Below are 26,358 nucleotides of genomic sequence, written 5' to 3'. Positions count from 1 at the left end.
ATGTGCGGGATTTTCTGTTTAAACTTTTGAATTAAAATAATTCAATCGCTACAGCAGTTGCTTCACCACCGCCGATACATAGTGCAGCAATGCCTTTTTTGCCACCAGTACGTTTTAAGGCATGGATTAGCGTTAAGATAATGCGTGAACCTGTAGAGCCGACAGGGTGACCAAGTGCACATGCACCACCGTTGATATTCACTTTTTCGATATCAAGTTTGAACTCATCGATCGGACACATCGCAACCATGGCAAATGCTTCATTGATTTCCCAAAGGTCAACATCTTGTACATCCCAACCTGTTTGATTGAGCACTTTGTGGATTGCGCCAACTGGTGCAATGGTGAACTCAGATGGGTGTTGTGAGTTTGAAGCGTAAGCAATAATTTTTGCCAACGGATTTAAACCCTTTGCTTCTGCATTATCAGCAGTCGTCAATACTAATGCAGACGCACCGTCAGAGATCGAACTTGCATTGGCTGCGGTGATGGTACCGTCTTTGGCAAAAGCAGGGCGAAGTGTTGGAATCTTGTCGATATTGGCATTGAACGGTTGCTCATCTTTATCAACGACCACATCACCTTTGCGTGTAGATACAGTGACAGGAACGATTTCATCAGAAAAATAGCCTTCATTGACCGCAGTTTGCGCACGCTTCAATGAACGAATCGCAAATTCATCCATTTGCTCACGACTGTACGATTTTTTATTTGCCATGTCTTGTGCAAATGAACCCATTAGGCGACCAGTTTCTGCATCTTCTAAACCATCTAAGAACATGTGATCTTTAACTTCACCATGTCCCATGCGGTAGCCACCACGTGCTTTTGGTAGGATGTAAGGTGCATTGGTCATGGATTCCATGCCGCCAGCAACCACGATACTTGCCGAACCAGCTTTAATCATGTCCGCAGCCTGCATCACGGCTTTCATCCCTGAACCACAAAGCTTGTTAATGGTCACTGCGCCAGTAGAGTCTGGAAGTCCAGCTTGACGCATGGCTTGACGAGCAGGACCTTGCTTTAGACCTGCAGGCAATACGCAGCCCATGATGACTTCTTCGATATCAGTCGGCTGAAGACCTGCACGAGCAATCGCTTCTTTAATCGATACTGCGCCAAGTTCAGGTGCGGTAACACCTGCTAAACTGCCTTGAAAACCGCCCATTGCAGTACGAGCACCATTGACAATTACGATATCAGACATGAATAAACTCCTGTGTAAAATCTAGTGGCTTATAAAAAGATGAACAAACTATAAGTCATTTTTAAATATAGGTACAAAAATAAAGGGAACTATACGTTCATTTGTTACCAAATTCTTAGGGAGATTAATGGGGATGGTTAAATTTTAACAACTGGTCACCGTTTCATGTCGTGCATGTCCCATCGTGCCAATAATAATCTTTTGATGTTTATTTGAGTTCGCACAATACGTGAAACTGCCGTTCGATCCACGAGGGAGACCAGTATCAGGCTGAAAGAATAATGCACTACCACCAAAACCACGCCAAGAGAGTGTGCCATGTTTCAAATTTAAACTGTGCTTCTTTATGATCTCTTCAGCAAGATCTTTTGTTTTGTTGATATTTAAGTCATTAAAAATGATAAATCCATTAGACCACTGCGCATCGCAATCTTGTAGATTTGAACTGCCGCAAATCGTAATACGCTGTCGATTAGTGAAAGCACGATATTTACTGTCTTGGATAACGGATCGCATGGTAGATTGAACTCGATTTGCCTCAAGATTAGCCATGACGGCTTGGAAAGAGGGTACTGCAATCATCGCTACAATAGCTAAGATTGCAATGGTGATCATCAACTCGACTAAAGTGATACCATATTGTTTGGAGTGTGTGAAAGCTCGCACTTGAAACCTCATGTTTTAATTTATTGTTCGTTTCTGTTACCCAGTTTCTTTAATGATTACGTAGTAGATTGTAAAATTGATATGGGTATTTGTGATACTTGTCAAAATATAATAATTTTGTACATATTGTTTTGCAATAATTTTAATTTATTTTGTTAGTAATAAGGCAATCATAGTTACAAAAAAACTGTGTTGGATATCAAACTTTCATAAAAAAGTATAGAAAAAGCATTTAAATACAACTAGACTGCAAAGCAAGGATAAGTCAATATCCTAGACGAGTTACCGAACTACAACGGTAATTGTAAATAAGTTTGTCAATACTATTGACAATTGGGTTATGACATTTGAGTTTGATGTCCAATTTTTGTAAAATTTTAGGCAAGTAGCTTAAAAACATATGAAATTGTGTATATACTATGCACTGAAAACAAAGTTTTAGGCTTGCGTTACACAACAAAATGTTAATCTGGAGGCATTCCATGAAAATGAGTCGTATTGCATTAGCAATGTTAGTCGCTACTCCATTTGCAGCTGCAAATGCGGGTATTACAATTACTCCGTTGATGGTTGGTTATCACTGGTATCCTGAAGATACTCAAGATAAGCAACGTGAAGTATTGACGAGCCGTGATGGCGGAACTACACCTACTGGTACTTTGCCAGGATCTACTGGATCTGGTGTTGCGCTTCAAAGTGATTTGGTTGTTGGTGCTGCAATCGGTGCAGAATTGACGCCATGGTTACAAGCTGAAGTTGAATACCAACAAACTAAGCCAGATGCTGCTGCGAATGAATCTGCAACTAACTTTGGTCAACCATGGGAAGCTAAGCAAGAAACTCTTAGCTTGAATGCGATCGCTACTACAGACGTATTCACTGGTAACTATGACAGCAAAATCAAGCCTTATGGTTTGATTGGTGTTGGTCATTCACGTATCACTGTAGATAATCCTGGTTTTGATCGTCGTTCATACGATACGCTTGGTAACTTAGGTGCAGGTGTACTTTGGCAGTTGAACGATGCATTGACACTTCGTACAGAAGCTCGTGCAATCCACAACTTCGATAACAACTGGTGGGAAGGTCAAGGCTTGGCAGCACTTCAAGTTGTTCTTGGTGGCCACTTGAAACCAGCTGCGCCAGTGGTTGAAGTTGAACCAGTTCCAGAGCCAGTTATTGTTGAACCTGCTCCAGAGCAACCACAAGAAATCACCGAAGATCTTAAGATGGAACTTCGTGTATTCTTTGACATTAACAAGTCAAACATCAAACCACAATACAAGCCTGAAATTGCTAAAGTTGCTGAGAAACTGGTTGAATATCCAAATGCAACTGCACAAATCGAAGGTCACACTGATAACACAGGTCCACGTAAGTTGAACGAACGTCTTTCACTTGCTCGTGCAAACTCTGTGAAATCATCACTTGTAAATGAGTTTGGTATCGATGCAAATCGCTTGAGCACTCAAGGTTTTGCATGGGATCAACCAATTGCAGACAACAATACTAAAGAAGGTCGTGCGATGAACCGTCGTGTATTTGCTACGATCACTGGTAGCCGTACTGTGATGGTTCATCCTGGTCATTAATTTGACAGTTTTTACCAAATAATAAAAAAGCAACTTTCGGGTTGCTTTTTTTGTATCAAAAAATTACAAACAACACGATTATAAATCACTATATTGAACACAACTTGTTGATTTAGTAATTAAATGATAAAGCTTAAAGCGAGAATTGTTTCAAAGCTTTCAATTTTGATTACTCAATAAATTTTAATGCAGAATGCATATTTTGGAGTTAGATATGAATTTAAATCGTATAACATGTGCCTTGTTGTTGGCTCTCCCGTTTGCTGCAGCTAATGCTGGTGTGACTGTTACCCCATTAATGCTTGGTTATACTTTCCAAGATACCCAACACAACAATGACGGCGACAAAGGTGATCTAACCAGTTCTGCTGAAATCCAAGACGATTTATTTGTTGGTGCAGCGCTTGGTGTTGAATTGACACCTTGGTTGGGCTTTGAAGCTGAATATAACCAAGTGAAAGGTGATATTGAAGTCGGCGGTCAAGAGCTTAATGCTGCAGAGTACAAACAAACTCAGATCAATGGTAACTTTTATGTGACTTCTGATTTGATCACAAAAGATTATGACAGTAAGTTTAAGCCTTATGTACTTTTAGGTGCTGGTCATTACAAGTATGATTTTGATGGTGCGGATGAAGCAACATTGGGTCGTGCAGGTCGTGGTTTGAAAGAAGAAGGTACTTTGGGTAATGCGGGTATTGGTGCGTTCTATCGCTTCAATGATGCTTTGTCACTACGTACAGAAGCTCGCGCTACCTATAATGCTGATGAAGAGTTTTGGAACTATACAGCACTTGCAGGCTTGAATGTTGTTTTGGGTGGTCACTTGAAGCCTGAAGCGCCTGTCGTTGCGGTTGAACCACTTCCAGAGCCTGCTCCTGCGCCAGCACCACGTGTTGAGCAAGAAACGATTAACCTAGCTGCTGACGCATTGTTTAAGTTTGATGGTTCATCGGTTTCTGACTTGTTGCCACAAGGTCGTGCAACTTTGGATCAAGTTGTTGACGCTGTGAATGGTAACTACACAACGATTAACAGTATTGATGTCACAGGTCATACCGATCGTTTGGGTTCTGAAAAATACAACTACAACCTTGGTATGAAACGTGCGCAAACTGTACAGCAATACCTTGCAAGTCGTGGTATTCAAACTCAAATGAACGTGAACAGTGCGGGTGAATCTCAACCTGTAACTACGAACTGTACTGGTACTAAAGCAACTGCTGAATTGAAAGCTTGCTTACAACCAGACCGTCGTGTAACATTGCAGATTACCGGTGTTAAAAAAGTTGTTGTACAGCTGGGTCAATAATCATATTGGTTGAATTACCATAGATGTGAAGTAAAAAAGCAACCCTCGGGTTGCTTTTTTAGTTTGGTATTGATTAAGTTTATCTACCAAACTTATTTATCGGCTTGCCAATCTGTTTTACGAAGCTGATGTTTCGATGCTTTGCGTTCACGTCGATGCGTCGCTTGAGGCTTTTCAGTTTCAAAGACACCACTTTTATGCAAAAGCGGTGATAGTGCAACAGGATTGCGTGATTTGATTTTAGGCATATCTTTCAGTTTCATTTTTTAATCATTCCAAAAAAGAAAAAATCTAGCGAATGCTAGATAGGGAAGTTTGTCTTGGCATTCGGACGTTGTTTGGATACAACATATGTCCTATACCGACGTATGCTGAATTAGTTAAATGTGTACTCTTGGGTGAATAGCATAACGACCTCCTTTAAAAGAATGTTGAAGACAGCGTAAGGTGAGCGCATTTTAATCTAGACGTACAATTTGTCAATCAACAAGCTCCACAGCAGTGATAAATGCCGATATAGTGGGATATAAATGTGTAAGAAAATAGTAGGTTGTCATCATGAAAATGTATCAAGTCGATGCTTTTAGCCAAAAGTTGTTTAAGGGGAATCCTGCGGCAGTGATTATCTTGGAAGAATGGCTTGATGAATCTGTCATGCAGAATATTGCGATGGAGAATAACCTTGCTGAAACTGCTTTTGTAAAAAGGTTAAATACGACAAACTTTGAGATTCGATGGTTTACACCTGTTGCTGAAGTTGATTTTTGTGGTCATGCGACTTTGGCGAGTGCCTGTATTTTGTTTCAGCTTGATTTGGACTTGCAACAAATCATTTTTCATGTGCGGAAGCTCGGTGAATTTATTGTACATCAAGCTATTGATGGCAAGATTCATATGAATTTTCCGATTCGTCGTGCAGAACGTATAGATGATTATCCTGAGTTGTTGCGTGAAGGTTTAACTAAGCCATTTAAAGCGGTTTATCTCAGTCCACAAGCTTATATTGTGGAATATGAGTCTGTGCAAGATGTACTCGATGAACAACCTGATTTTGCAAAACTAAAAGCACTGGGTAATTTAAGAACAGCGATTACAGCATCTAATCGTGATGTAGCAATCACAGCCAGTGCAGATCATGAGCATGTGGATTGTGTTTCTCGTTATTTTGCGCCTGCGATGGGTATAGATGAAGATCCTGTGACAGGTTCGATTCATACTGGAATTGTGCCGATTTGGGCGGATCGTTTTAATAAACAAGAGCTTGTTGCCTATCAAGCCTCAAAACGAGGCGGAACACTATATTGCAAAATCCTAGATAATGATCGCATGGAAGTTGCGGGCTATACACGGCTGTATATGATTGCCGAAATTAATATTGCCAATTAACTCAGTGAGTTTATTCAAATCTTAGATTAGCAATTGATGAAACAGAGCATTGCTCCAAAATGAGGCGTAAAATTGGATTCTATGCAAATTGAATCTAAAGTATGATTTTGTGGCTTTGCTTTGTGTTGCACGAAAATGGTGCAATTCAGCATTTAATTAAATATAAAGTGAGTGTTAGCAAGCAAAGATAAGAATAAATAAACAATCAAGTTGACGACGTGATTTTGGTTGATGAAGTCGTGAGCATTTATATGTTTATTCTCAAGTTGAGAATAAGAAAAATATGCTACTTCTAATAGATAAAAATTTATGGTTTTTAATTTAATTTAAGTAAAAACAAATTCTTAAGAGTGATTTTTTGTTAATGGAAATACTTTTCAATTAACTATTTGAATTTTGGCATGGCTGTTGCATTACATCTTGTAAGTCAAAGATGACTCCAAATTGCAACGGTCAATGGCGCCCGTTCTGACAAGCGAATATGTGGTTTTAAGTTTTATTACTGCATTAATTTATGTTTAGTTCAGGGGACGCCATTATGTCTGTTACTTTCCCATCTGTAGATTTGTCGGCCAAAAAAGCAACATCAATTAAACTATTTAATTTTTCCACTCCCGCAATGCGTGCTTTCCATATGTCATGGCTCGCATTCTTTATCTGTTTCTTTGCATGGTTTGCCTGTGCGCCATTGATGCCAGTCATCGCAGGTGAGTTTAGCTTAACCAAAGATCAGATTGCCAATATCAATATTGCCGCAGTTGCGATCACCATTCTCGTTCGCCTCATCATTGGTCCATTGACTGATAAATATGGTCCACGTCGTACCTATACCGCTTTATTACTGATCGGCAGTATTCCTGTATTTGGTGTGGCTGCTGCAAATAGCTATGAATCATTCTTATTCTTCCGTCTATTGATTGGTGCGATTGGTGCGAGCTTCGTCATCACGCAGTATCACACCAGTGTCATGTTTGCACCAAATGTCGTCGGGACTGCGAATGCAGCAACTGCGGGTTGGGGTAATGCAGGTGGTGGTGCGACGCAAGCGTTAATGCCTTTATTAATGGCTGCGTTAATCATGGTTGGTGTTGATGCGGCTTGGGGTTGGAGAGCAGCGTTATTGGTGCCAGGTATCTTGATGGTCATCGTTGGCATCATGTACTGGAAGCTTACTCAAGATAGCCCACAAGGTGACTACAAAGAACTTCGTGCCATGGGCGTGGAAACAGGTAGTGGTAAGAAAAGTAGCATGGGTATCTTAAAACAAGCTGCATCGAACTACCGTGTGTGGATTCTGTTCCTGACTTATGGTGCGTGCTTCGGTGTGGAAATCTTTATCCATAATATCGCAGCAATGTACTACGTCGATACCTTTAATCTTGGTCTAAAAGAAGCAGGTCTAGCAGCAGGTATCTTTGGTTTGCTTGCACTGTTTGCTCGTGCACTAGGCGGCATCATTTCTGACAAAGTTGCGATCGGTAAAGGTTTGGATGGTCGTACCAAAATATTACTGATCATGATCTTGGGTGAAGGGATTTTCTTAATCTTATTCTCGCAAATGTCTACGGTGTGGACAGCGATCATGATGATGACAATCTTTGGTTTGTTCACACACATGGCATGTGGCGCAACGTACGCACTGGTACCGTTCGTTGATCGTGAATCATTAGGTGGTGTAGCTGGGATCATTGGTGCAGGTGGTAATGTCGGTGCGGTGGCAGCAGGTTTCTTGCTCAAAGGTATGGTGGATATTCAAACTGCACTGATGGTCATCGGGGTGTTGGTGCTGGTTGCAGGTGTATCAGTAATGTTCATCCGCTTTAGCCCAGAGCACAAAGCCAAAGAGCAAAAATTATTTGAACAAGCGATTGCGGAACGTAACGCAATTGCAGAGGCCTAAGCATAAACCTTAGCCTCAATAGCCAAAATAGCAGAGGTCAACTGACTTGAAGTGATGAAGTAGATAGTCAGTTGATCGAAGCCAAAGATAGCAAGTAAAGATAGTAGAAATAACGCGGAGAAATTCCCATGAAATTAGTAGTTGTTGGTCATGGTATGGTTGGGCACAAATTCTTGGAAGGCGTGCTTGAATATGCGAACGATGATGTTGAGATTACGGTAATCGCAGAAGAACCACGTTTGGCGTATGACCGTGTCCATCTCAGTGAATATTTTTCTGGGAAATCGGCAAAAGACTTGTCGCTTGCTCGTCAAGATTTTGCGGATGCCTATGGGATTGATCTGCATTTGGATACCCAAGCGATTGCGATTGATCGTGAAGCGCAAGTCGTGACGACAAAATCAGGTCAACAAGTCCCATATGACAAGTTGATTCTGTCTACAGGTTCGTATCCATTTGTACCGCCGATTCCAGGCAATGATCGTGAAAACTGCTTTGTTTACCGTACCATTGAAGATTTGGATGCGATCCGTGCTGCAAGTCAAACGGCAAAAAATGGTGTCGTGATCGGTGGTGGTCTGCTTGGTCTAGAAGCGGCAAAAGCACTGGTTGATTTGGACTTAAAAGCACATGTGGTGGAATTTGCACCTCGCTTGATGGCAGTGCAAATTGACGATCTTGGCGCTAAAGTTCTGCGCAATAAGATTGAAGATTTAGGTGTTGAAGTTCTCACCCAAAAAGCCACTCAAGCGATTGAGGATGGAGATGACTTCATTCATAGCATGAAGTTTTCTGATGGCACAGAGCTGAAAACAGATTTGATCGTCTTCTCCGCAGGGATTCGTCCACGTGACGAGTTGGCACGTCAGTCAGGGCTGGAGCTTGGTGAGCGTGGCGGTATCGTGATTAATGATTATTGCCAAACTTCTGATGAACATATCTATGCAATCGGTGAGTGTGCACTGTGGCAGGGCAAAATCTATGGTTTGGTTGCACCAGGTTATGATATGGCGCGTATCGCTGCCAAGCATGTGATGCAAGAAGAAACCAATCCTTTTGCAGGTGCGGACATGAGCACCAAACTCAAGCTGATGGGTGTCGATGTGGCATCAATCGGTGATGCACATGCTAATCATCCGTCTGCAGCAAGTTATTTCTATAATGATGACCATGCACAAGTCTATAAAAAAATCGTCATCAATAAAGAAACCAAAAAATTACTCGGCGCAGTCCTTGTCGGTGATGCAAAAGAATATAGCGAACTGCTCCAAATGATGCTCAACGACATGGATTTGCCTGAAAATCCAGACAGCTTGATCGTGCCACAATATGGCGGGAGCAATGTCGCATCATCAGGTGGCACAGGTGTAGATCTGTTGCCTGATTCTGCAACGATATGTTCATGTAATAACGTGTCGAAAGCAGATTTGTGTAGTGCGATTGCTGATGGTTCGACCTCACTTGGCGCATTGAAAAAATGTACCAAAGCCGCAACAGCATGTGGTGGCTGTGCGCCACTGGTGACACAAGTGCTGAAAGCAGAATTGCAACGTCAAGGTGTCACGGTCAACAACCACCTTTGCGAACATTTCCCGTACTCACGACAAGAGCTGTATCACTTGGTACGTGTCAATGAAATTCGTTCTTTTGATGAGCTAATTTCAAAACACGGTCACGGACTCGGTTGTGATATCTGTAAGCCGACTGCATCGAATATTCTCGCTTCATGCTGGAATGATTTTATCTTGCAAAAAGAACATGCAGGCTTGCAAGACAGTAATGACTACTTCCTCGGTAATATTCAAAAAGATGGTTCTTACTCGGTCGTGCCTCGTATGGCAGGCGGTGAAGTCACGCCAGATGGTTTGATCGCAGTCGGTCAAATTGCCAAGAAATATGGTCTATATACCAAAATCACAGGTGGTCAACGTGTCGATTTGTTTGGTGCGCAAGTACATCAATTACCAACGATTTGGGAAGAGTTGATCGCAGCAGGTTTTGAGTCTGGACATGCCTATGGTAAGTCACTGCGTACCGTGAAATCATGTGTCGGTAGCACATGGTGCCGTTATGGTGTGGATGATTCTGTAGGCTTGGCGATCTTCTTGGAAAACCGTTACAAAGGCTTGCGCTCTCCGCACAAATTAAAGATGGCAGTGTCGGGTTGTACTCGTGAATGTGCCGAAGCACAAGGTAAAGACGTCGGTGTCATCGCCACTGAAAAAGGTTGGAATCTCTATGTCTGCGGTAATGGCGGTATGAAACCTCGCCATGCAGAGTTACTGGCATCTGACTTGGATACCAATACCTTGATTCGTTATATCGACCGCTTCTTTATGTTCTATATCCAAACTGCCGATCGCCTACAACGTACCAGCGTATGGCGAGACAACCTCGAAGGTGGTTTGGATTACCTCAAAGATGTGGTGGTGAATGACTCGCTGGGTGTGGCACAAGAGCTTGAAGATCGTATGCAACACGTGGTGAATACTTATCAAGATGAATGGAATACTGCGGTCACTGATCCAAAAGTCCGTGCACGTTTCCAAACCTTTATTAACTCTGATCAAGCGGATCCGCATATTCAGTTTACCCCTGAGCGTGGTCAAATCCGCCCAATGAATGCGCAAGAGCGTGATGCAAAACGTATTGCAGTAACGTCTGTATAAAGTGAACACATTCGAGTTAGCGAAAAGTATTTAAGAATTGAAGGAAATGATTATGTCAGAGATGAAGCAAGGTTTAGATTGGCAAAAAGTGTGTTTGCTTGATCAAATCCAGCCAAACACAGGTGTTTGCGCACTGATCGGCGAGCAACAAGTTGCCATGTTCCGTGTGGGTAATGAAAAGCGTATTTATGCACTCTCCAACCACGATCCATTTAGTGGTGCTAATGTCATGTCACGTGGCATTTTGGGTGATATTTTGGGAGAGCGTGTGATTGCATCGCCGATTTATAAACAACATTTTAGCTTAGCCACAGGTCGTTGCTTGGAAGATGGCAGTCAAAGTTTGCCAGTCTTTCCGACCAAGATCATTGATGGTGAAGTGTGGGTGTATCCTGAAGCACAAAAAACCTATCTCACCAACGTGGCATTGCAACGTGATCGGATGAAACTCGTCCTCGTGGGGAATGGTTTGGCAGGCATGCGTTGCCTCGAAGACTTACTCGATATGGCACCTGAGATGTATGATATCACCGTGATTGGTGAAGAGCCGTGGGGCAATTACAACCGTATCATGCTTTCGCCAGTGCTTTCAGGGGAAAAAACCATTGAGCAAATCATGTTGCATGCACCTGAATGGTATGCGGAGAAAGGCATTAAATTCATCGCAGGGGATAAAGCTGTGAAAGTTGAACGTCGTAAAAAGCAAGTCATTACCGAATCAGGTTTATCGGTAGATTATGATCGTTTGATCTTGGCAACAGGCTCAAAACCATTTATGCCACCGATCAAGGGTAATGATCTCGATGGCGTGCTGAGCTTCCGTGATATTTATGATGTCAATAAAATGATCGAAATCAGCCAAACCAAGCAAAATGCCATCGTCATTGGTGGTGGTTTGCTTGGACTTGAAGCGGCGTATGGCTTAAAGCAACGTGGTATGAATGTCACGGTATTACACCTGATGGATCGTATCATGGAGCGTCAGCTTGACCTACGTGCGAGTCAAATGCTACGCCAAAGCATCCATGAAAAAGGCATCAAAATCATCACTGAAGCCTCAACCCAAGAGATTCTCGGACAAGATGGTAAAGTCGTTGGCGTGCGTCTTGCTGATGGCACACAGCTTCTTGCCGACCTCGTGGTATTTGCGGTAGGGATTCGTCCGAATACCGATCTTGCGCAAAGTGCAGGCTTGCGTTGCAACCGTGGTGTGGTGGTCAATGACACCATGCAGACTTTTGACCCAAGTATCTATTCGATCGGTGAATGTATCGAGCATCGTGGTAGCGTCTTTGGTTTGGTTGAGCCACTTTGGGGACAAGCCTTTGTTTGTGCAACACATTTGGCAGAACATGGTAGCTTGACCTTCAAAACCTTGCCAACGCCGACACAGCTTAAAGTGAGTGGTGTTGATGTGTTCTCCGCAGGCAATATTGAAGCAAACGAAGACTGTGAAGACATCGTGCTCAATGATGAAAAGCGTCAAATCTATAAACGCTTAATTATCCAAAATGACAAAGTGATCGGTGCGGTATTGTTTGGTGATACTGAAGATGGTGCATGGTATGCAGAGTTGATCAGTGACCAAACGCCGATTCACCAAATCCGTAATAAGCTGTTGTTTGGTCGAGATTTCGCTCTAAAACAAGCAAGCTAAAGTAGATCAATAAAAAATATTAGGGTTGAATCTGATGTGCGATGCAAGTTTAGGCTTGAATCTTTTTAAAAATCAGAGCTCAATTTAATGCTAAATCCCCTCTAAATCTCCCCTTTAAAAGGGGAGACTTCTCACGAAATTAATGATTGGGATAGGAGTACTATCAGATGAATCAAGTTGCACAGCTCATCCCAACGATTTCAAACAATGAAGTCGTGCATTCGACCTGTCCTTACTGTGGCGTAGGTTGTGGTGTCACCGCACAGCAAACTGCCAAAGGGCTACAAGTGGTCGGGGATGAGTCGCATCCTGCCAATCGAGGAAAACTCTGTATCAAAGGCAGTAATCTGGCTGATACTGTGGGTATGTCGCATCGTGTGATTGCGCCACAACTTGGAAGGGGAGCTGAGCGTAAGCAAGCGTCTTGGGATCAAGCCACGGATTTGATTGCGGATAAATTTCGTCAATGTATCGACCAATATGGACGTGAAAGTGTTGCGTTCTATGTATCGGGACAGCTCTTAACCGAAGACTATTATGTGGTCAATAAATTTGTCAAAGGCTATCTCGGCACAGGCAATATCGACACCAATTCACGCCTTTGCATGTCTTCTGCGGTAGCAGCACATAAGCGAGCTTTCGGTGAAGATATCGTTGCAGGTAATTATCAAGATTTTGAACAAGCTGAATTGATTGTCCTAGTCGGTTCAAACACCGCATGGTGTCACCCGATTTTGTTTCAGCGCATCATGGCGGCCAAAGCAGAAAATGCCAATCTGAAAGTCGTGGTCATCGACCCACGTTTTACTGCAACCTGTGAACAAGCGGATTTACATCTCCCAATTTTGATCGGTCAAGATATTTGCCTGTTTAATGGTTTATTGCAATATCTCAATGAACAAGGCTATGCCGATCAAGCCTTTATTGATGCGCATACCACGCAATTGGATCGTGCACTTGATGTCAGTCAAGCTGAGCAAGACCTTGATTTTGTCGCTTCGGAAACAGGCATTGCCATTGAGAAACTGCTTGAGTTTTATCAACTGTTCGCCAAAACCAAGAAAGTCATTACGCTATTCTCAATGGGCGTGAATCAGTCCAGTCAAGGCACAAATAAAGCCAATAGCATTATCAATTGTCACTTGCTTACAGGTCGTGTGACAGGCGAAGGCATGGGCGCATTTTCCATGACAGGTCAGCCGAATGCCATGGGCGGACGGGAAGTCGGTGGACTAGCAAATATGCTGGCTGCGCATCTCGATATTGATAATCCCACTCACCAACAACTGGTACAAGAATTTTGGCAAAGTCCGCATATCGCACAAAAAGTCGGTTTAAAAGCTGTAGATATGTTCGAAGCAGTCGAAGCAGGTAAAATCAAAGCAATTTGGATCATGGCGACCAACCCTGTGGTGAGCTTACCGAATAGTGATCAAGTCAAACGTGCTTTGGAAAAATGTGAATTTGTGGTGGTGTCAGATGTCTGTAAAGATACCGATACCACAGACTTTGCCGATGTGTTGCTTCCTGCGCAAGCATGGGGAGAAAAAGACGGGACAGTGACCAATTCTGAACGTCGTATCTCTCGTCAGAATGCTTTCTTAGCTGTGCCTGAAACGATTAAGCCAGATTGGTGGGCGGTGAGCCAAGTCGCACAAAAACTCGGTTGGCAAGGTTTTGATTTTAATTCGAATTATCAGATTTTCTTAGAGCATGCAAAGCTCTCAACGGTTGGCAATGGTTTTGCCTCGGAACGTTATAACTTGCCTGCATTTCGCTATTTTAATCTGCAAGGTTTAAGCGACATCAGCCAAGCCGAATATCTTGCACTGCAACCGATTCAATGGCCTGTCTATGCGGACAAGCTAGGTACGCCACGCATTTATGGCGATGGGATTTTCAGTCATACAGATAGCAAAGCAAAATTTATTGCCACGCCAAATGTGACACCGAAAAATAAGCCAAATGCTGAATATCCTCTGATTTTAAATACAGGTCGTGTTCGTGATCAATGGCATACCATGTCACGTACAGGACTGTCTGCCAATCTGTCGACGCATCGCAGTGAGCCTTATTGTGAGATTCATCCACAAGATGCGCTCAAGTTCGGGATTAAAGAATTTGATTTGGTCGAAGTGCGCTCGGAATGGGGGCGTTGCGTAGTACGTGGTCAGTTCTCAACCAAAGTGCGACGTGGTCAGATTTTTGTGCCAATTCATTGGAATGATCAAGTTGCCTCAGATGCACGTGTTGGTGCAGTGGTCAATCCTGTGGTCGATGCGATCTCGGGTGAGCCTGAATTTAAACATACACCAGTGATGATTCAGCCATTTTATGGGCGTTGGCAAGGGGTACTGTATGTGCGTCCAGAGTGGATGGAAAATGCGCCAAGTGATAAAGCCAAGCAGTGGGATAAAGAAGCCTTTACCTGGTGGGTGAAAATCCAAACGGTACAAGCAATTCGCTATGAAATCGTCGATCGTACCGAGAGTTTACACGTCGCCAATAAATTGCAAGATTTACTGCCGTATGATGCCGAAAATGATGAATGGCTGATGTATGAAGATGTGCATACCGACACCTTGCATATCGTGGTACTACGTGAAGATGGTTTGATGGCGGCATTCTATCTTGCACCTCGTGAGTTTTTACCTGATCGGGACTGGTTGGCAGGGTTGTTTAGTCGTAATCGTCTGAGTGCTTTGCATCGCCGTGCCTTACTCGCAGGCATGCCAATCGGTCAGGCGAATAATGAAGGTGCATTGGTGTGTAGTTGCTTCAAAGTCGGTAAAAACCGTATTATTGAAACGATTAAAACCAAAAATATCACCAATGAAAAACAAGTTACAGCCTGTCTAAAAGCAGGTGGGAACTGTGGTTCATGCTTACCTGAAATCCGTGGTTTGATTAAACAATGTCAGTCGGAGCGTGAAAGTGAACTGTCCAACGAAGCCAATTGATGATTGTCAGTTTCAAAATCAGCAGTTTCAAAATCAGCAACGTCAAGATCGACAGCGCTTTGATTCGAAAACGATTCTGAACAATACCGATGCCGTGATTCTCGCAGGTGGTCAGGCGACACGGATGGGCGGTTGTAATAAACTGCTTCAGTGTTTCGATGGGCAATGTCGTCAGCTTGATCGACTACGGGAAAACCTCAAACCACAAGTGCAAAAGCTGTGGATTAATAGCCACCGAGATAGTGAAATTTATCAAGCCATAGATGCACAGCTTGGGATTTTTTCTGATTTAGAAAAAGGCTTTCAAGGTCCGATGATGGGCATGCACAGCGCATGGCTGTATAGTCAACGAGATTGGATTTTGTTTGTGCCATGCGATCTGTTTTATATTCCAAATCAATTGCTTGAGCAGTTCGCTGAGCAAATTGCGAAAGATCAAAGTCAACTCTGTTATGCAGAAATTGATGGGCAAGCCCTATATCCATTTTGTTTAATGCATCGTTCGGTGAGTGAGCACCTTGCACAAAGCTTGGCGCAAGATCAACGCAGTTTATTTCGACTATTTAAATCACTAAAATTTTCTGTGTTAAAATTAACGAATGACAGTGCGCAACCACACAGTATTAATTCGTGGGCTGAATTAAACATCAGACTTCCTTAGCCAACTTTTAAGTCAAAGCGCGCTGAACCGATGTATTTCTTTCTTTGAGAACATGAGTAAAAGCATTGACTGATCTACCAACACAGATCATGTCTAGATATGATCAATCGCCAATGCGACAAGTGAGCAACAATGCAAACTTGGTGGATCAATTTGGTCGTGAAAAAAGAAAATTGCGTATTTCCGTGACTGATCGTTGTAATTTCAAATGCCAATATTGCATGCCTGAACATCCCGAATGGTTGGCGAAGAAGGATATTCTTTCTTTTGAAGCGCTGTATACCTTTTGTGAATTGATGGTTGAGCAGGGTATTGAAAGTATTCGTATTACAGGTGGCGAGCCCTTAATGCGTCAAGGCGTGGTGCATTTTATTAATGATCTAAATCGCTTGCGTGCCAAAGGCTTAAAGCGTATCTCGATGACTACCAATGCACATTATCTCGCCAAATATGCACAGGATTTAAAACTGGCAGGCTTGGATGATCTGAATATTAGTTTGGATAGTTTAGATGCCACGCAATTTCAACAACTCACCAAAAAATCTCTACAACCAGTTTTACAAGGCGTTGCTGCTGCGCAAGCGGTCGGTTTAAAAATTAAAATTAATACCGTGCTGATGTGTGGCATCAACGATGATCAAATCATTCCTTTAGTCAAATGGGGAATGGCGCAGAACATTAGCGTGCGTTTTATTGAATATATGCCACTCGATGGTGATGCGCTGTGGCAAAAAGATTGGGTGGTCAGTGAGCAAGACATTCTGAGCACACTGGAACAAGAATTTCAGATCACTGCAATTGCCCAAGATCATGAGCCTGCACGACAATTTGCAATTCAGAATTTAAATAATGTGGTTAAAGAAAATTTTTCAAAACAAACATATAGAGTTGGGATTATCTCGACGATTTCTAATCCATTTTGCCAGCAATGTGATCGCTTGCGTTTGACGGCGACAGGTGAGTTATTTACCTGTTTGTTTAGCGATCAAGGTTTAAGTTTTAAAGATAAATTAGAGCAATATCAAAAAAATAAAGATGATGCACTACGAAACGAGATCATCGACACAATTAAAACTGTAGTGTGGTACAAAGATGCAGGCTATGTCAGTAAACAGCGTGCGCCATTACGTAAAATTAGTATGCATGCGATTGGTGGCTAATCTTTAGGGAATCTCGAAAAAACAGCTACGTAGGTAAATTTCTGCGTTGCGCCTTGCTCGCAATCCTCATGTACTTTATGTACATTGCGGTTGCTGTGCGAGGTGCGCCTTGAAATTTCCTCTACTCGCTAAGTTTTTTAAAGATTCCCTGTAAAAATTATATGCTCAAGTAAATTAAAGTGATTGATTTAAATGTTGCATCGGTTTGGCAATCTCATCATAGTTCATCTGACCAAATGCACCTGTTTTTAATCCAGATACCGTAAAAGCCATTTGCTTTTGAAAGTAAGGGATCTGATTCATCCAAGAAAACATAATATTTCGTAAACTGCCTGCCCACCATAGATCTGATTGATATAGTGGTGTGAGTAGTCGGCTCATCAGTTGATACATGTTGATCGAGGAGTGTCTGAGTTCGTGGTAATGTTGCCAAACAACGTGCCAATCCATATCTTTTGCTGTTCTTGCTTTGCTGAAACTTTGCGCCAAAGCCCAAGCATCCAGTAACGCCATATTCGCCCCTTGCCCAAGTTGAGGACTCATCGCATGTGCGGCATCACCAATGACACCAATGCGACCTTGACCATATTTCGACATGACCACATCACGGTATTGGGCATTCAACCATTGCGGTTGATTGTCTTCAAATACAGCCTCTAAACACGTTGCCAGGTCTGACCAACGGCTTTGAATTTTAGCTAACCATGCTGTGTAAGGTGCTTGTGCAAATGTATCGAACTGACCTGTTGGTAAGCTCCAGAAGATACTTGATAAACGCTTTTGCGGATCAGAGGGCAAGCTTCCAGTAGGTAAAACCCCCATCATCATTGACGTACTGTCATAGAATTGATGCAGAATTTTTGGATCGCCATATATGCAGTCAGGTACGATCGTCCATGCAGCACCCCACGGATAAGGTTTGTCTAGCTTGACCCACTGTGCAGGGCGCAAACGGCTACGTGCACCATTGGCAATAATGGTTGCGTCAAAAGCCTCATCAAAAGGCCGATCTTTGCAACGGCCTTTTACGATGACCTGCGAGCCTGTGTCTTCGAGAAGTGTGATTTTATGTTGAAAGCGCCAAGTGATTTGGCGTTCATTTGCTAAACTTTGCGTTAGCACATGGCATAAAGTGGCACGGTGGATACCAATACCAAAAAATCTTGAATCGGCTTGGGCATAATGGCTATCCACAATGAGCTGTTGATTTGGCAGTTGACCTGTTAAGCCTGTGACCTCTGCACCGAGCTTCTGAGTTTCTTCCAAAATGCCGAGATGGGCTAGTACCGCAAGTCCAGAGGGTTGGAGTAATAGACCTGCACCAACGGGATCGAGGGTCGGTGCTTGTTCAAATAGAGTGACTTCGATATCTTGATGAATCAACATTTTTGCCAATGCTAATCCTGCTGTTCCTGCCCCGATAATGGCAACTTTCATTGTTATCTATCCGTTTTTTATGAATACAGCTTAATACCGTCATATTTATAAAATGAGTATTTTACAAAGATAGACATCTTACCCAAAAAAGATGATGGAAGACAGCTATGTCATCTCAATAATTTTTAAACATATTTTTATGAAATTTAACCTCAGTTCGACATAAGATGAGTAAAAATTATCTGATTCGTGGGAGCGTCAGTCGCATTGTTCGAGGGCAGAACAACTTTAGCAAAATGACGTTTTTCAAGGTATAGGATAAATTTTAGAGTATGACCGAGTTTGCGGCTGACAAATGGTTTTGCTTACTTTTCCCGAAAGAAAAGTGAGTCGAACCGAAGGTTAATCCAGAAATATAAGTATACACCGCAAGACCTTGCCTAAAATGTTTTTCCTTTTCGACTATGTACAATACAAACTTCATCGAACTTAGGCTGAATTTAGAAAATGAACAGACCTAATTTAAACTACTCAACACCTCTTGATAACACGCCAAATCAATACACTGCAAACTATAATCCTGAAATTTTGAACTGTCTAAATCCGCATGCAACCATGCCTTGAGCTGTGACAATATCCAATCAAAATCTGTGGCTTTGGGTTGCATATTCTGCTGATGGATTTGCAGGATTAATGCTTCAACATCTTGTTGTAGTGTTGCTGAACCAAATGCAGGATCAAGCGATGAATCAAACGCAGTGTCGATAATGTCAAACTGTTGTAGCAGTTGATAGGCTACTGCACTATTTTCTTTTTTTGACAAATCTTGCTGTGCTTTTATTAAGGCACGAATCATTGCTTGATGCGCTTCGCTATGTTGCGTTGCCCACTCACTGGTCACGGCAAGCACTTTATCGGCAATACTTGGAATCACATCTTGCGAACGACACACGACTTTGGAGATTTGCTTGGTTGCGCCAACGCTATTCCACGGCTCACCGACACAACAACCATCAATCATACCTTGATCAATGGCATCAAGCATATAATGCGGTGGTAAAGTGGCAAGTTTGAATTGATGGGCAAAGTCTTGATCGGCAAGGCGTAGCCATTCTCGCAAAGTAAAATGATGCAATGACGCAGGGAAAACTTGTGCTAATTTATGCGTCATTTCACTGGATTTAGCGACAAATTTCGCTGCACTTTGATGCGGTAAATCATTCGATTGAATGCCAAACTCATCATAGAGTTCACGTTTTAGGCTAATTTTTGCGGTGTTATGCGACAGCACTAAAGCGGTGCGCATCGGAATGCCAATATCATCTGCGGTACTACTTGCACTGGCGACGATCGGCGATAGACAATGCGCAGCTTGCAACATGCCAAATGCCAAACGATCTCGCAAGGTTGCCCAAGAGGTTTCTTGTACCAATTCAACGCTTAAATTTTCCGCAGAAAAATAACCCTGATGTTGTGCCCAAAGTAGTGCAATGCTATCGACGAGCGGTAGATAGCCGATCTTTAACATGTCAGTCGTATTTTTTTCTGATTCAAATTGAGTTACTGACATGGTGGCTCCTGATCGGTGTGATTGATCAATGATAGGGCTTCGTAAAAATGCCGTGCTGCCTCACCCAAAGTAATACGATGGCTCATCGCATGTTTGCGCAAGCGTTTATACGCATCTTCTTCATCAATATTGTGCAGTTGCATGAGTAGTGCCTTCGCACGATCAATATCTTTGCGATCGGCAAGTTTGCTTTTGGCATCATTTAGATCTTTGAGCAGTTTTTGATGGTGCTTATATTGTTCAATCGCAATATCTAAGATCGCATGTAGGCGCTCATTATCAATACCATCAACGATATACGCTGTGACACCTGCATCAATCGCACTGTGAATGGTTTGACGGTCAGTATTCTTGGTAAATAAAACAATCGGTAAGTTGGAGTTCATCACGCAACTTTCTACGACATCACGATGTGGGTGATCCATATCGAGCAAAATCACGTCTGCATCCAGTGACTCCAGATTGAGTAAACTGGTTTGCGAGGAGAGAAAGCAACCAACCACTTCAAACGATTGTTGTTCTAGTGTTTTGGCGACATATTCTGCTCGGTCTGGATGATCGTCGATCAGTACGACTTTGAGTTTAGACATAACAAAATAAATTGGCTAATTGAGTTGAGTTAATCAAGTATTATAATCTGTAGCAAATATAGTGTGGATATATCTTTGTTATAAGCAAAAGCCATGCCGTAAATCGACTTTATTTCTTGTAAAATTTTAGAACGGTATCGTGAATTACTTTTTCAACGTCATTTAAGCTTTAACTTTAAATAAATAGTAGTGGCAAATTAACCAAGAAATTCTGCTCAAATTAGATAAAAAAGTGATAAATAAGGATGGATTTGGAAAACTTTTTAATCAATTGTATTTAAGTTTAAATAAATTTCCAAAAACACTGGTAAAGTTTAAAAAATCGAGAAATAATTTAATTCAGTTATTGATACATTAGTCTGCAGGGTGTGGAGGGAATGCGTCGCACCAAAATAGCACAATCTATACGGTGCAATGACCCAAAAAAGTCACGACGCAACTGAGCAAGCGATTTGCCACAAGTAAATTGATCAGTCACAGACCAGTGCATTTGTATCAGAAGATAAAGTCTATACTTTAGACTCCCTCTAAAATCCCAAAAAATTTAAAATTTTAGTAGGGTGATCAAACCCTAGTCTTCCAAATCATCAATAACGACAAAGCAATGATGTCTTTTTCATATTAGTATACGTCATCGCAAAGCATTTTTTTTAAATTCGCCTTTTCCCATATACGGAGCCATCATGGAACTCGATCAATACGATAAACAAATCATCGAAATATTGAGTCATGAGGATATGAATCTGAATGAGCTATCAGAGCGGATTCATCTATCGGTGAGCTCGGTACATCGTCGCATCAAAAATTTGATGGATCGTCAGATTATTGGCAAGATCAAACGTGAAATTAATTATCAAAAGCTTGGCTTTAGTCTACATGCCATTTTGCAAGTGTCGTTAAGCCGTCATGATAGTGAAACTTTTGAGCGATTTTTAGCAGCGGTTGAAGACATTCCAGAAGTGACCAATGCCTTTTTAATCACAGGTCAGTCGGCAGATTTCTTACTCGAAGTTGTGGCAAGAGATATGGACAATTATAGTGATGTGCTACTCAAGCGATTGGGTAAGATCGACAATGTGGTGGCATTGCATTCGAGTTTTGTGATTAAGAAATATGATGTGCTGAATGCGACAGGCTTGTTGCAACGAATTTAGTATCCACAATTTTATAGATGAAGTTGAACGCAGTAGATTTAAAAAAAGCAGTAGTAGTGTATGATGCAGGCAATTTTCTTAGAATTGTTTGTAGGCAAACAATATGCTTAAACATTTTCGTTTTTCAATTATTTTTACCATCATCTGCTTAGCGATTTCAGCCTATTGGGGATATACACACGGTGCGGAAGCAGGTGTACAAACCATGCTCAAGGCGTTGGCGATCACAGCGATTCTTGCGGTGATGGAAGTTTCTCTTTCTTTTGATAATGCGGTGGTCAATGCCTCTGTGCTCAAGGGTTGGGATCCATTTTGGAAAATGCTATTCCTAACCGTTGGTATTTTGGTTGCTGTGTTCGGTATGCGACTGGTTTTCCCACTACTTATCGTTGGCGTTACTGCGGACATGAGTATGATGGAAGTGGCACGTTTAGCCCTCAATGACCCTGATCAATATTCTGCAAAATTGATGGCGCATCATGCAGAGATTGCGGCTTTTGGTGGTATGTTCTTACTTCTTGTATTTTTAAACTTCATGTTCGATGATGAGAAAGATACACATTGGTTCCATTGGCTTGAACGTAAATCAGCGCACTTCGGCAGCATTCCTGCGGTATCGGTGTTTATTTCCTTAATTGCTTTGATCATCTTGGCAGGGCAAGTGCCTGAAGCACAAAAATTGGTCGTAATCATGGCGGGAATTTGGGGCATTGTGGTCTATGTTGGCGTACAAGTCATTGGCCATCTGCTTGAAGGAAGCCCTGAAGAGGGTGAAGAAGGCAACGGCAACGCTGAAGTCGGTAAGGCAATCATGAAAGGTGGCTTGGGTGGATTTATCTATCTCGAAGTGCTTGATGCCTCGTTTAGCTTTGATGGTGTGATTGGCGCTTTTGCGATTACCAATGATGTGGTGATCATCATGCTTGGTTTAGCGATCGGTGCAATGTTTGTCCGTTCAATGACCATCTATCTTGTCGATAAAGGCACGCTTGATGCCTATATCTATCTTGAGCATGGTGCGCATTATGCGATCGGCGCATTGGCAGTGATTATGCTCGCAAGTGGTACAGGCGTGCATGTGCCTGAGTTGGTGACAGGCTTGATCGGGATCATCTTTATTGTTTGGGCGGTCTTCTCATCTATTGCGTATAGAAAGCGTGAGCAAGCAAAGCCCAGTAGCTAATACTGGCTATTAATATTAGCTATCAATATTAGCTATCAAATCGTGATCAGTCGAATCTAGGTCGGTTTTACTTATCAGAAAAGAGCACTTCGGTGCTCTTTTTGTTTTAGGACTAGATAAGATGCTATTTGTTACATCATTCAAAAGCTAAGATAGTAATAGGAATCAGAAATTGGCATTGAAAAAGTATGTCAAAATGTAAGCTCTGCATTATTTTTGCACGGAAATAAAGGGCAGTGCTTGATGAAGTCTGTATTCAAAGTTATATTGCAAGATTCGAACAACATGAATGACTTGAATTTTGCAGATCTAGACGCATATACAGCATTCATCGCTATATAAAGATTAAAGGAAATAATATTCTTATGTATGTCCCAAGTGTTGATAATGCGCTCGTTCCAATGGTGGTTGAACAATCTTCACGTGGAGAACGTTCATTCGATATTTTTTCTCGTTTATTGCGAGAGCGTGTAATTTTCCTCACTGGTGAAGTGGAGGACAATATGGCGAATTTGATCGTGGCGCAGATGTTGTTTTTAGAAGCGGAAAATCCTGATAAAGATATTCATCTATATATCAACTCACCGGGTGGCTCGGTCACAGCAGGTATGGCGATCTATGATACGATGCAATTTATCAAACCAGATGTGGTGACCTATTGCATGGGGCAAGCGGCATCTATGGGTGCATTTTTATTGAATGCGGGTGCAAAGGGTAAGCGTTATTGCCTTGAGAATGCTCGAGTAATGATTCACCAACCGTTGGGTGGCTTTCGTGGTCAGGCTTCTGATATCGAAATCCATGCCCGTGAAATTTTATATATTAAAGAGCGTTTAAATCGCTTGATGGCAGCACACAGTGGTCAAGATTATGAAACTGTTGCACGTGATACAGATCGTGACAACTTCATGACTGCACAAGCTGCTAAAGACTATGGACTTGTTGACCAAGTACTCAGCAAACGTCCATAACCCTGATCGATCGAATTTGGAGTGTCTATGTCCGAAACAACGAAAGGACAAAAAAGCTGTTCATTTTGCGGTAAAGCGCAATCAGAAGTCGGCAAGTTAATTGCTGGCGAAGATGCTTATATCTGTAATGAATGTGTCGATGTCTGCCTTGATTTGGTGCAAACCAGTCAACAAGTTGAGTCAGGTGATTGGGCATCACGTCCGTTGCCAAAACCTCAAGAGATTCGTGAGGCTTTGGATCAATACGTGATTGGTCAAGACTGGGCGAAAAAGACACTGTCCGTCGCAGTATATAACCATTACAAACGCTTGAAGATTACACAACAAGTCGGTGCAAAAGCCGATATTGAGCTTTCTAAGAGTAATATTTTGCTGATTGGGCCAACAGGTTCGGGTAAGACCTTGCTTGCTCAAACGCTTGCTCGCTTATTGGATGTGCCTTTTGCGATGGCGGATGCAACGACATTGACCGAAGCAGGCTATGTCGGTGAAGATGTTGAAAACATCGTTCAAAAGTTGCTGCAAAAAGCGGATTATGATGTCGATAAAGCCCAAAAAGGTATTATCTACATTGATGAAATCGACAAGATTACTCGTAAGTCTGAGAATCCATCCATTACTCGTGATGTATCGGGTGAAGGTGTTCAACAAGCTTTGTTAAAAATGATCGAAGGTACTGTCGCCTCTATTCCACCTCAAGGTGGGCGTAAGCATCCGCAGCAAGAGTTTATCCAAGTCGATACGTCGAATATCCTCTTTATCTGTGGTGGTGCATTTGCTGGCTTGGATAAGATCGTTCAACAACGCCATGAAAAAGGTGGTATTGGCTTCACGGCAGAAGTGAAGAAAAAGGACGAAGTGAAAAAGCTTGGTGAATTATTCCGTGAAGTTGAACCAGAAGATTTGATCAAGTTTGGTTTGATTCCAGAGTTTATTGGTCGTTTGCCTGTCATTGCGACTTTGGAAGAGTTGGATGAAGCTGCACTCATGCAAATTCTCACAGAACCAAAAAATGCACTCACTCGTCAGTATCAGTATTTATTCGAGATGGAAGATGTTGATCTGATCTTTGAAGATAAGGCATTACGTGCTGTGGCGAAAAAAGCATTAGAACGTAAAACAGGTGCACGTGGTCTACGTTCGATTCTAGAAAATGTTTTGCTTGATACCATGTACGATCTGCCAAGTAGCAAAGACATTGGTACAGTCACGGTGACCGAAGAGGTGATTCGTGACAATGCGAAGCCAGTATTGGCTAAGCAACGCCTAACCAAAACAGCCCAAAAAGAAGATGAGCCATCTGTTGATTTGAAAGTTGTGAATGATCAACGTTCTGCTTAAATTTTCCAGTTGATAAATTTTCTTTAAAAAGCGCATGATCTGTTCATGCGTTTTTTGTTTGCAAAATAAGATTGAAATGTTAAGCTTGCATCAAACCACATTGATGTTGGTGTTGTGGCGTTTTAAAAACCCACGAAGGATTAAAAAAAGAAAAGCACGCTAGAGGGAAGTCATGCGTTATTTATAGATTGTCATCTGTGCCTCCATCATGGTGGGATGCGCATCAACGGGGAAAGAGCACTCGTCGCTGTGGAATAAGCTATGGCATAAAGATCATAAAGAAGAAGTTACCACCGACCAAGCGCCAAATAACTCAACCTTACCTGATGTGGATTTGAGTAAAGAACCAGGCTTGCTTGAGCAATACCATGTTGGTGGATTTTCATTGGGTGCGTGGGTCAATCAGACGCCGGGTCAAAGCTTTCAGCCTGTCAATATTCGCCATCCTGAAGCAGCAATGGTCTATTTGTATCGACCATATACGCAGTGGAATAGACAAGAAATTGCAGCGCCAAACTTTTTCTTAAATGGAAAACGTATTCCAAGCTTGATTAATAACCACTATTATTAGGTTGAACTCCCTGCTGGAAGCTATCGCCTCAGTTCAAGTCATCCTCTAATGAATATGCATTTTCAAAAACCGAAGTTGCTCGACTTTGATGTAGAGGCAGGGCAGACTTATTATATTAAATATGAAGAGCAAGGTTTCCGTACAGGTGGTAGCTATAAAAAACCATTTTATCTGATGTCAGAGCAACTTGGTTTGCGTGAAATCATGGAAACACAGCTGAAATCCCCAGGAATTAGTTTTGTCAAATATGATGATATTGAGCCTGTAGCGTTAGCGGGCAATATTCATCAAGGTCAATATCAAAAAGTGGATGAGGATGAGCTCTCTGACAAAGAACGCCTCGTATTGCGTAAGCCATTTGAGATATGGAATCCGCTGACTTGGTAAGCTCTAGAGTCTAAAAGTTATAGAAGATAAAAAAAGACGCCGAG

19 protein-coding genes and 1 pseudogene are annotated in these 26,358 nt (G+C 42.1%); 14 read left to right on the top strand and 6 right to left on the bottom strand.

Annotation, left to right across the window (positions count from 1 at the left end; genetic code table 11):
• Nucleotides 1-31: 31 nt before the first annotated feature.
• Together ACE3PQ_RS04120 and ACE3PQ_RS04115 are read right to left on the bottom strand one after the other, a co-directional pair.
• Nucleotides 32-1,207, bottom strand: a complete 1,176-nt coding sequence (locus ACE3PQ_RS04120; RefSeq protein ID WP_374295462.1) for an acetyl-CoA C-acyltransferase — start codon at nt 1,205-1,207, stop codon at nt 32-34.
• Nucleotides 1,208-1,351: 144 nt separating this feature from the next.
• Nucleotides 1,352-1,885, bottom strand: a complete 534-nt coding sequence (locus tag ACE3PQ_RS04115) for a GspH/FimT family pseudopilin (protein WP_374295460.1) — start codon at nt 1,883-1,885, stop codon at nt 1,352-1,354.
• 470 nt (nt 1,886-2,355) lie between these two features.
• Between ACE3PQ_RS04115 and omp38 the strand changes: the two genes are divergently transcribed.
• Together omp38 and ACE3PQ_RS04105 are read left to right on the top strand one after the other, a co-directional pair.
• Nucleotides 2,356-3,465, top strand: a complete 1,110-nt coding sequence (gene omp38, locus ACE3PQ_RS04110; RefSeq protein ID WP_374295458.1) for an outer membrane protein Omp38 — start codon at nt 2,356-2,358, stop codon at nt 3,463-3,465.
• Nucleotides 3,466-3,679: 214 nt separating this feature from the next.
• On the top strand, nt 3,680-4,777 hold the full coding sequence (locus ACE3PQ_RS04105) for an OmpA family protein (protein ID WP_374295455.1): 1,098 nt from the start codon (nt 3,680-3,682) through the stop codon (nt 4,775-4,777).
• A gap of 92 nt (nt 4,778-4,869) precedes the next feature.
• On the opposite strand, the gene ACE3PQ_RS04100 is transcribed toward ACE3PQ_RS04105, so the two are convergent.
• A complete protein-coding gene (locus tag ACE3PQ_RS04100; protein WP_374295453.1) occupies nt 4,870-5,040 on the bottom strand; it encodes a hypothetical protein in 171 nt (56 codons plus the stop codon).
• A 295-nt stretch (nt 5,041-5,335) separates the two neighbouring features.
• On the opposite strand from ACE3PQ_RS04100, the gene ACE3PQ_RS04095 reads away from it, so the two are divergent.
• The 7 genes from ACE3PQ_RS04095 to moaA all read left to right on the top strand — a co-directional run bounded on the left by ACE3PQ_RS04095 (nt 5,336) and on the right by moaA (nt 17,170).
• A complete protein-coding gene (locus tag ACE3PQ_RS04095; protein WP_374295452.1) occupies nt 5,336-6,163 on the top strand; it encodes a PhzF family phenazine biosynthesis protein in 828 nt (275 codons plus the stop codon).
• A 538-nt stretch (nt 6,164-6,701) separates the two neighbouring features.
• On the top strand, nt 6,702-8,063 hold the full coding sequence (locus ACE3PQ_RS04090) for an MFS transporter (RefSeq protein WP_374295450.1): 1,362 nt from the start codon (nt 6,702-6,704) through the stop codon (nt 8,061-8,063).
• Between the two features lie 128 nt (nt 8,064-8,191).
• On the top strand, nt 8,192-10,732 hold the full coding sequence (nirB, locus tag ACE3PQ_RS04085; RefSeq protein WP_374295448.1) for a nitrite reductase large subunit NirB: 2,541 nt from the start codon (nt 8,192-8,194) through the stop codon (nt 10,730-10,732).
• Between the two features lie 46 nt (nt 10,733-10,778).
• The gene (gene nirD, locus ACE3PQ_RS04080; protein ID WP_374295447.1) at nt 10,779-12,389 is read left to right on the top strand and encodes a nitrite reductase small subunit NirD; all 1,611 of its coding nucleotides are present in this window, start codon (nt 10,779-10,781) and stop codon (nt 12,387-12,389) included.
• Between the two features lie 167 nt (nt 12,390-12,556).
• A complete protein-coding gene (locus ACE3PQ_RS04075) occupies nt 12,557-15,349 on the top strand; it encodes a molybdopterin-dependent oxidoreductase (RefSeq protein ID WP_374295445.1) in 2,793 nt (930 codons plus the stop codon).
• Nucleotides 15,324-16,010 (top strand): NTP transferase domain-containing protein, encoded by a 687-nt coding sequence (locus ACE3PQ_RS04070; protein WP_374295443.1) that lies wholly within the window; start codon nt 15,324-15,326, stop codon nt 16,008-16,010. The genes ACE3PQ_RS04075 and ACE3PQ_RS04070 overlap by 26 nt, the downstream gene beginning before the upstream one ends.
• A gap of 113 nt (nt 16,011-16,123) precedes the next feature.
• Nucleotides 16,124-17,170 (top strand): GTP 3',8-cyclase MoaA, encoded by a 1,047-nt coding sequence (gene moaA / locus ACE3PQ_RS04065; protein WP_374295481.1) that lies wholly within the window; start codon nt 16,124-16,126, stop codon nt 17,168-17,170.
• A 174-nt stretch (nt 17,171-17,344) separates the two neighbouring features.
• Here the strand turns inward: moaA and ACE3PQ_RS04060 are convergent, their stop codons facing one another.
• The 3 genes from ACE3PQ_RS04060 to ACE3PQ_RS04050 form a co-directional block, all read right to left on the bottom strand.
• The gene (locus tag ACE3PQ_RS04060; protein ID WP_374295441.1) at nt 17,345-18,607 is read right to left on the bottom strand and encodes an FAD-dependent oxidoreductase; all 1,263 of its coding nucleotides are present in this window, start codon (nt 18,605-18,607) and stop codon (nt 17,345-17,347) included.
• Between the two features lie 457 nt (nt 18,608-19,064).
• Nucleotides 19,065-20,117 (bottom strand): ABC transporter substrate-binding protein, encoded by a 1,053-nt coding sequence (locus ACE3PQ_RS04055; RefSeq protein WP_374295439.1) that lies wholly within the window; start codon nt 20,115-20,117, stop codon nt 19,065-19,067.
• On the bottom strand, nt 20,108-20,707 hold the full coding sequence (locus ACE3PQ_RS04050) for an ANTAR domain-containing response regulator (RefSeq protein ID WP_374295437.1): 600 nt from the start codon (nt 20,705-20,707) through the stop codon (nt 20,108-20,110). The genes ACE3PQ_RS04055 and ACE3PQ_RS04050 overlap by 10 nt, the downstream gene beginning before the upstream one ends.
• Nucleotides 20,708-21,390: 683 nt before the next feature.
• Here ACE3PQ_RS04050 and ACE3PQ_RS04045 point away from each other — a divergent pair.
• From ACE3PQ_RS04045 to ACE3PQ_RS04025, 5 genes and pseudogenes are all read left to right on the top strand, one after another.
• The gene (locus tag ACE3PQ_RS04045; RefSeq protein WP_241570711.1) at nt 21,391-21,861 is read left to right on the top strand and encodes an Lrp/AsnC family transcriptional regulator; all 471 of its coding nucleotides are present in this window, start codon (nt 21,391-21,393) and stop codon (nt 21,859-21,861) included.
• Nucleotides 21,862-21,964: 103 nt separating this feature from the next.
• Nucleotides 21,965-23,044: a DUF475 domain-containing protein gene (locus tag ACE3PQ_RS04040; RefSeq protein WP_374295434.1), complete on the top strand. Its 1,080-nt coding sequence runs from the start codon at nt 21,965-21,967 to the stop codon at nt 23,042-23,044.
• Nucleotides 23,045-23,409: 365 nt separating this feature from the next.
• The gene (gene clpP, locus ACE3PQ_RS04035) at nt 23,410-24,015 is read left to right on the top strand and encodes an ATP-dependent Clp endopeptidase proteolytic subunit ClpP (protein WP_374295432.1); all 606 of its coding nucleotides are present in this window, start codon (nt 23,410-23,412) and stop codon (nt 24,013-24,015) included.
• Between the two features lie 27 nt (nt 24,016-24,042).
• Complete coding sequence (clpX, locus tag ACE3PQ_RS04030; protein WP_374295430.1) at nt 24,043-25,356, top strand: ATP-dependent Clp protease ATP-binding subunit ClpX; 1,314 nt, start codon at nt 24,043-24,045, stop codon at nt 25,354-25,356.
• A gap of 208 nt (nt 25,357-25,564) precedes the next feature.
• Nucleotides 25,565-26,314, top strand: a pseudogene (locus ACE3PQ_RS04025) (DUF2846 domain-containing protein).
• The last annotated feature ends 44 nt before the right edge of the window (nt 26,315-26,358 follow it).

The sequence above is a fragment of the Acinetobacter sp. genome (genome assembly GCF_041911495.1).
GTDB lineage: Bacteria > Pseudomonadota > Gammaproteobacteria > Pseudomonadales > Moraxellaceae > Acinetobacter.
The sequence above is the reverse complement of the archived record's forward strand: the minus strand, read 5'-3'. Positions and strand labels throughout refer to the sequence as shown.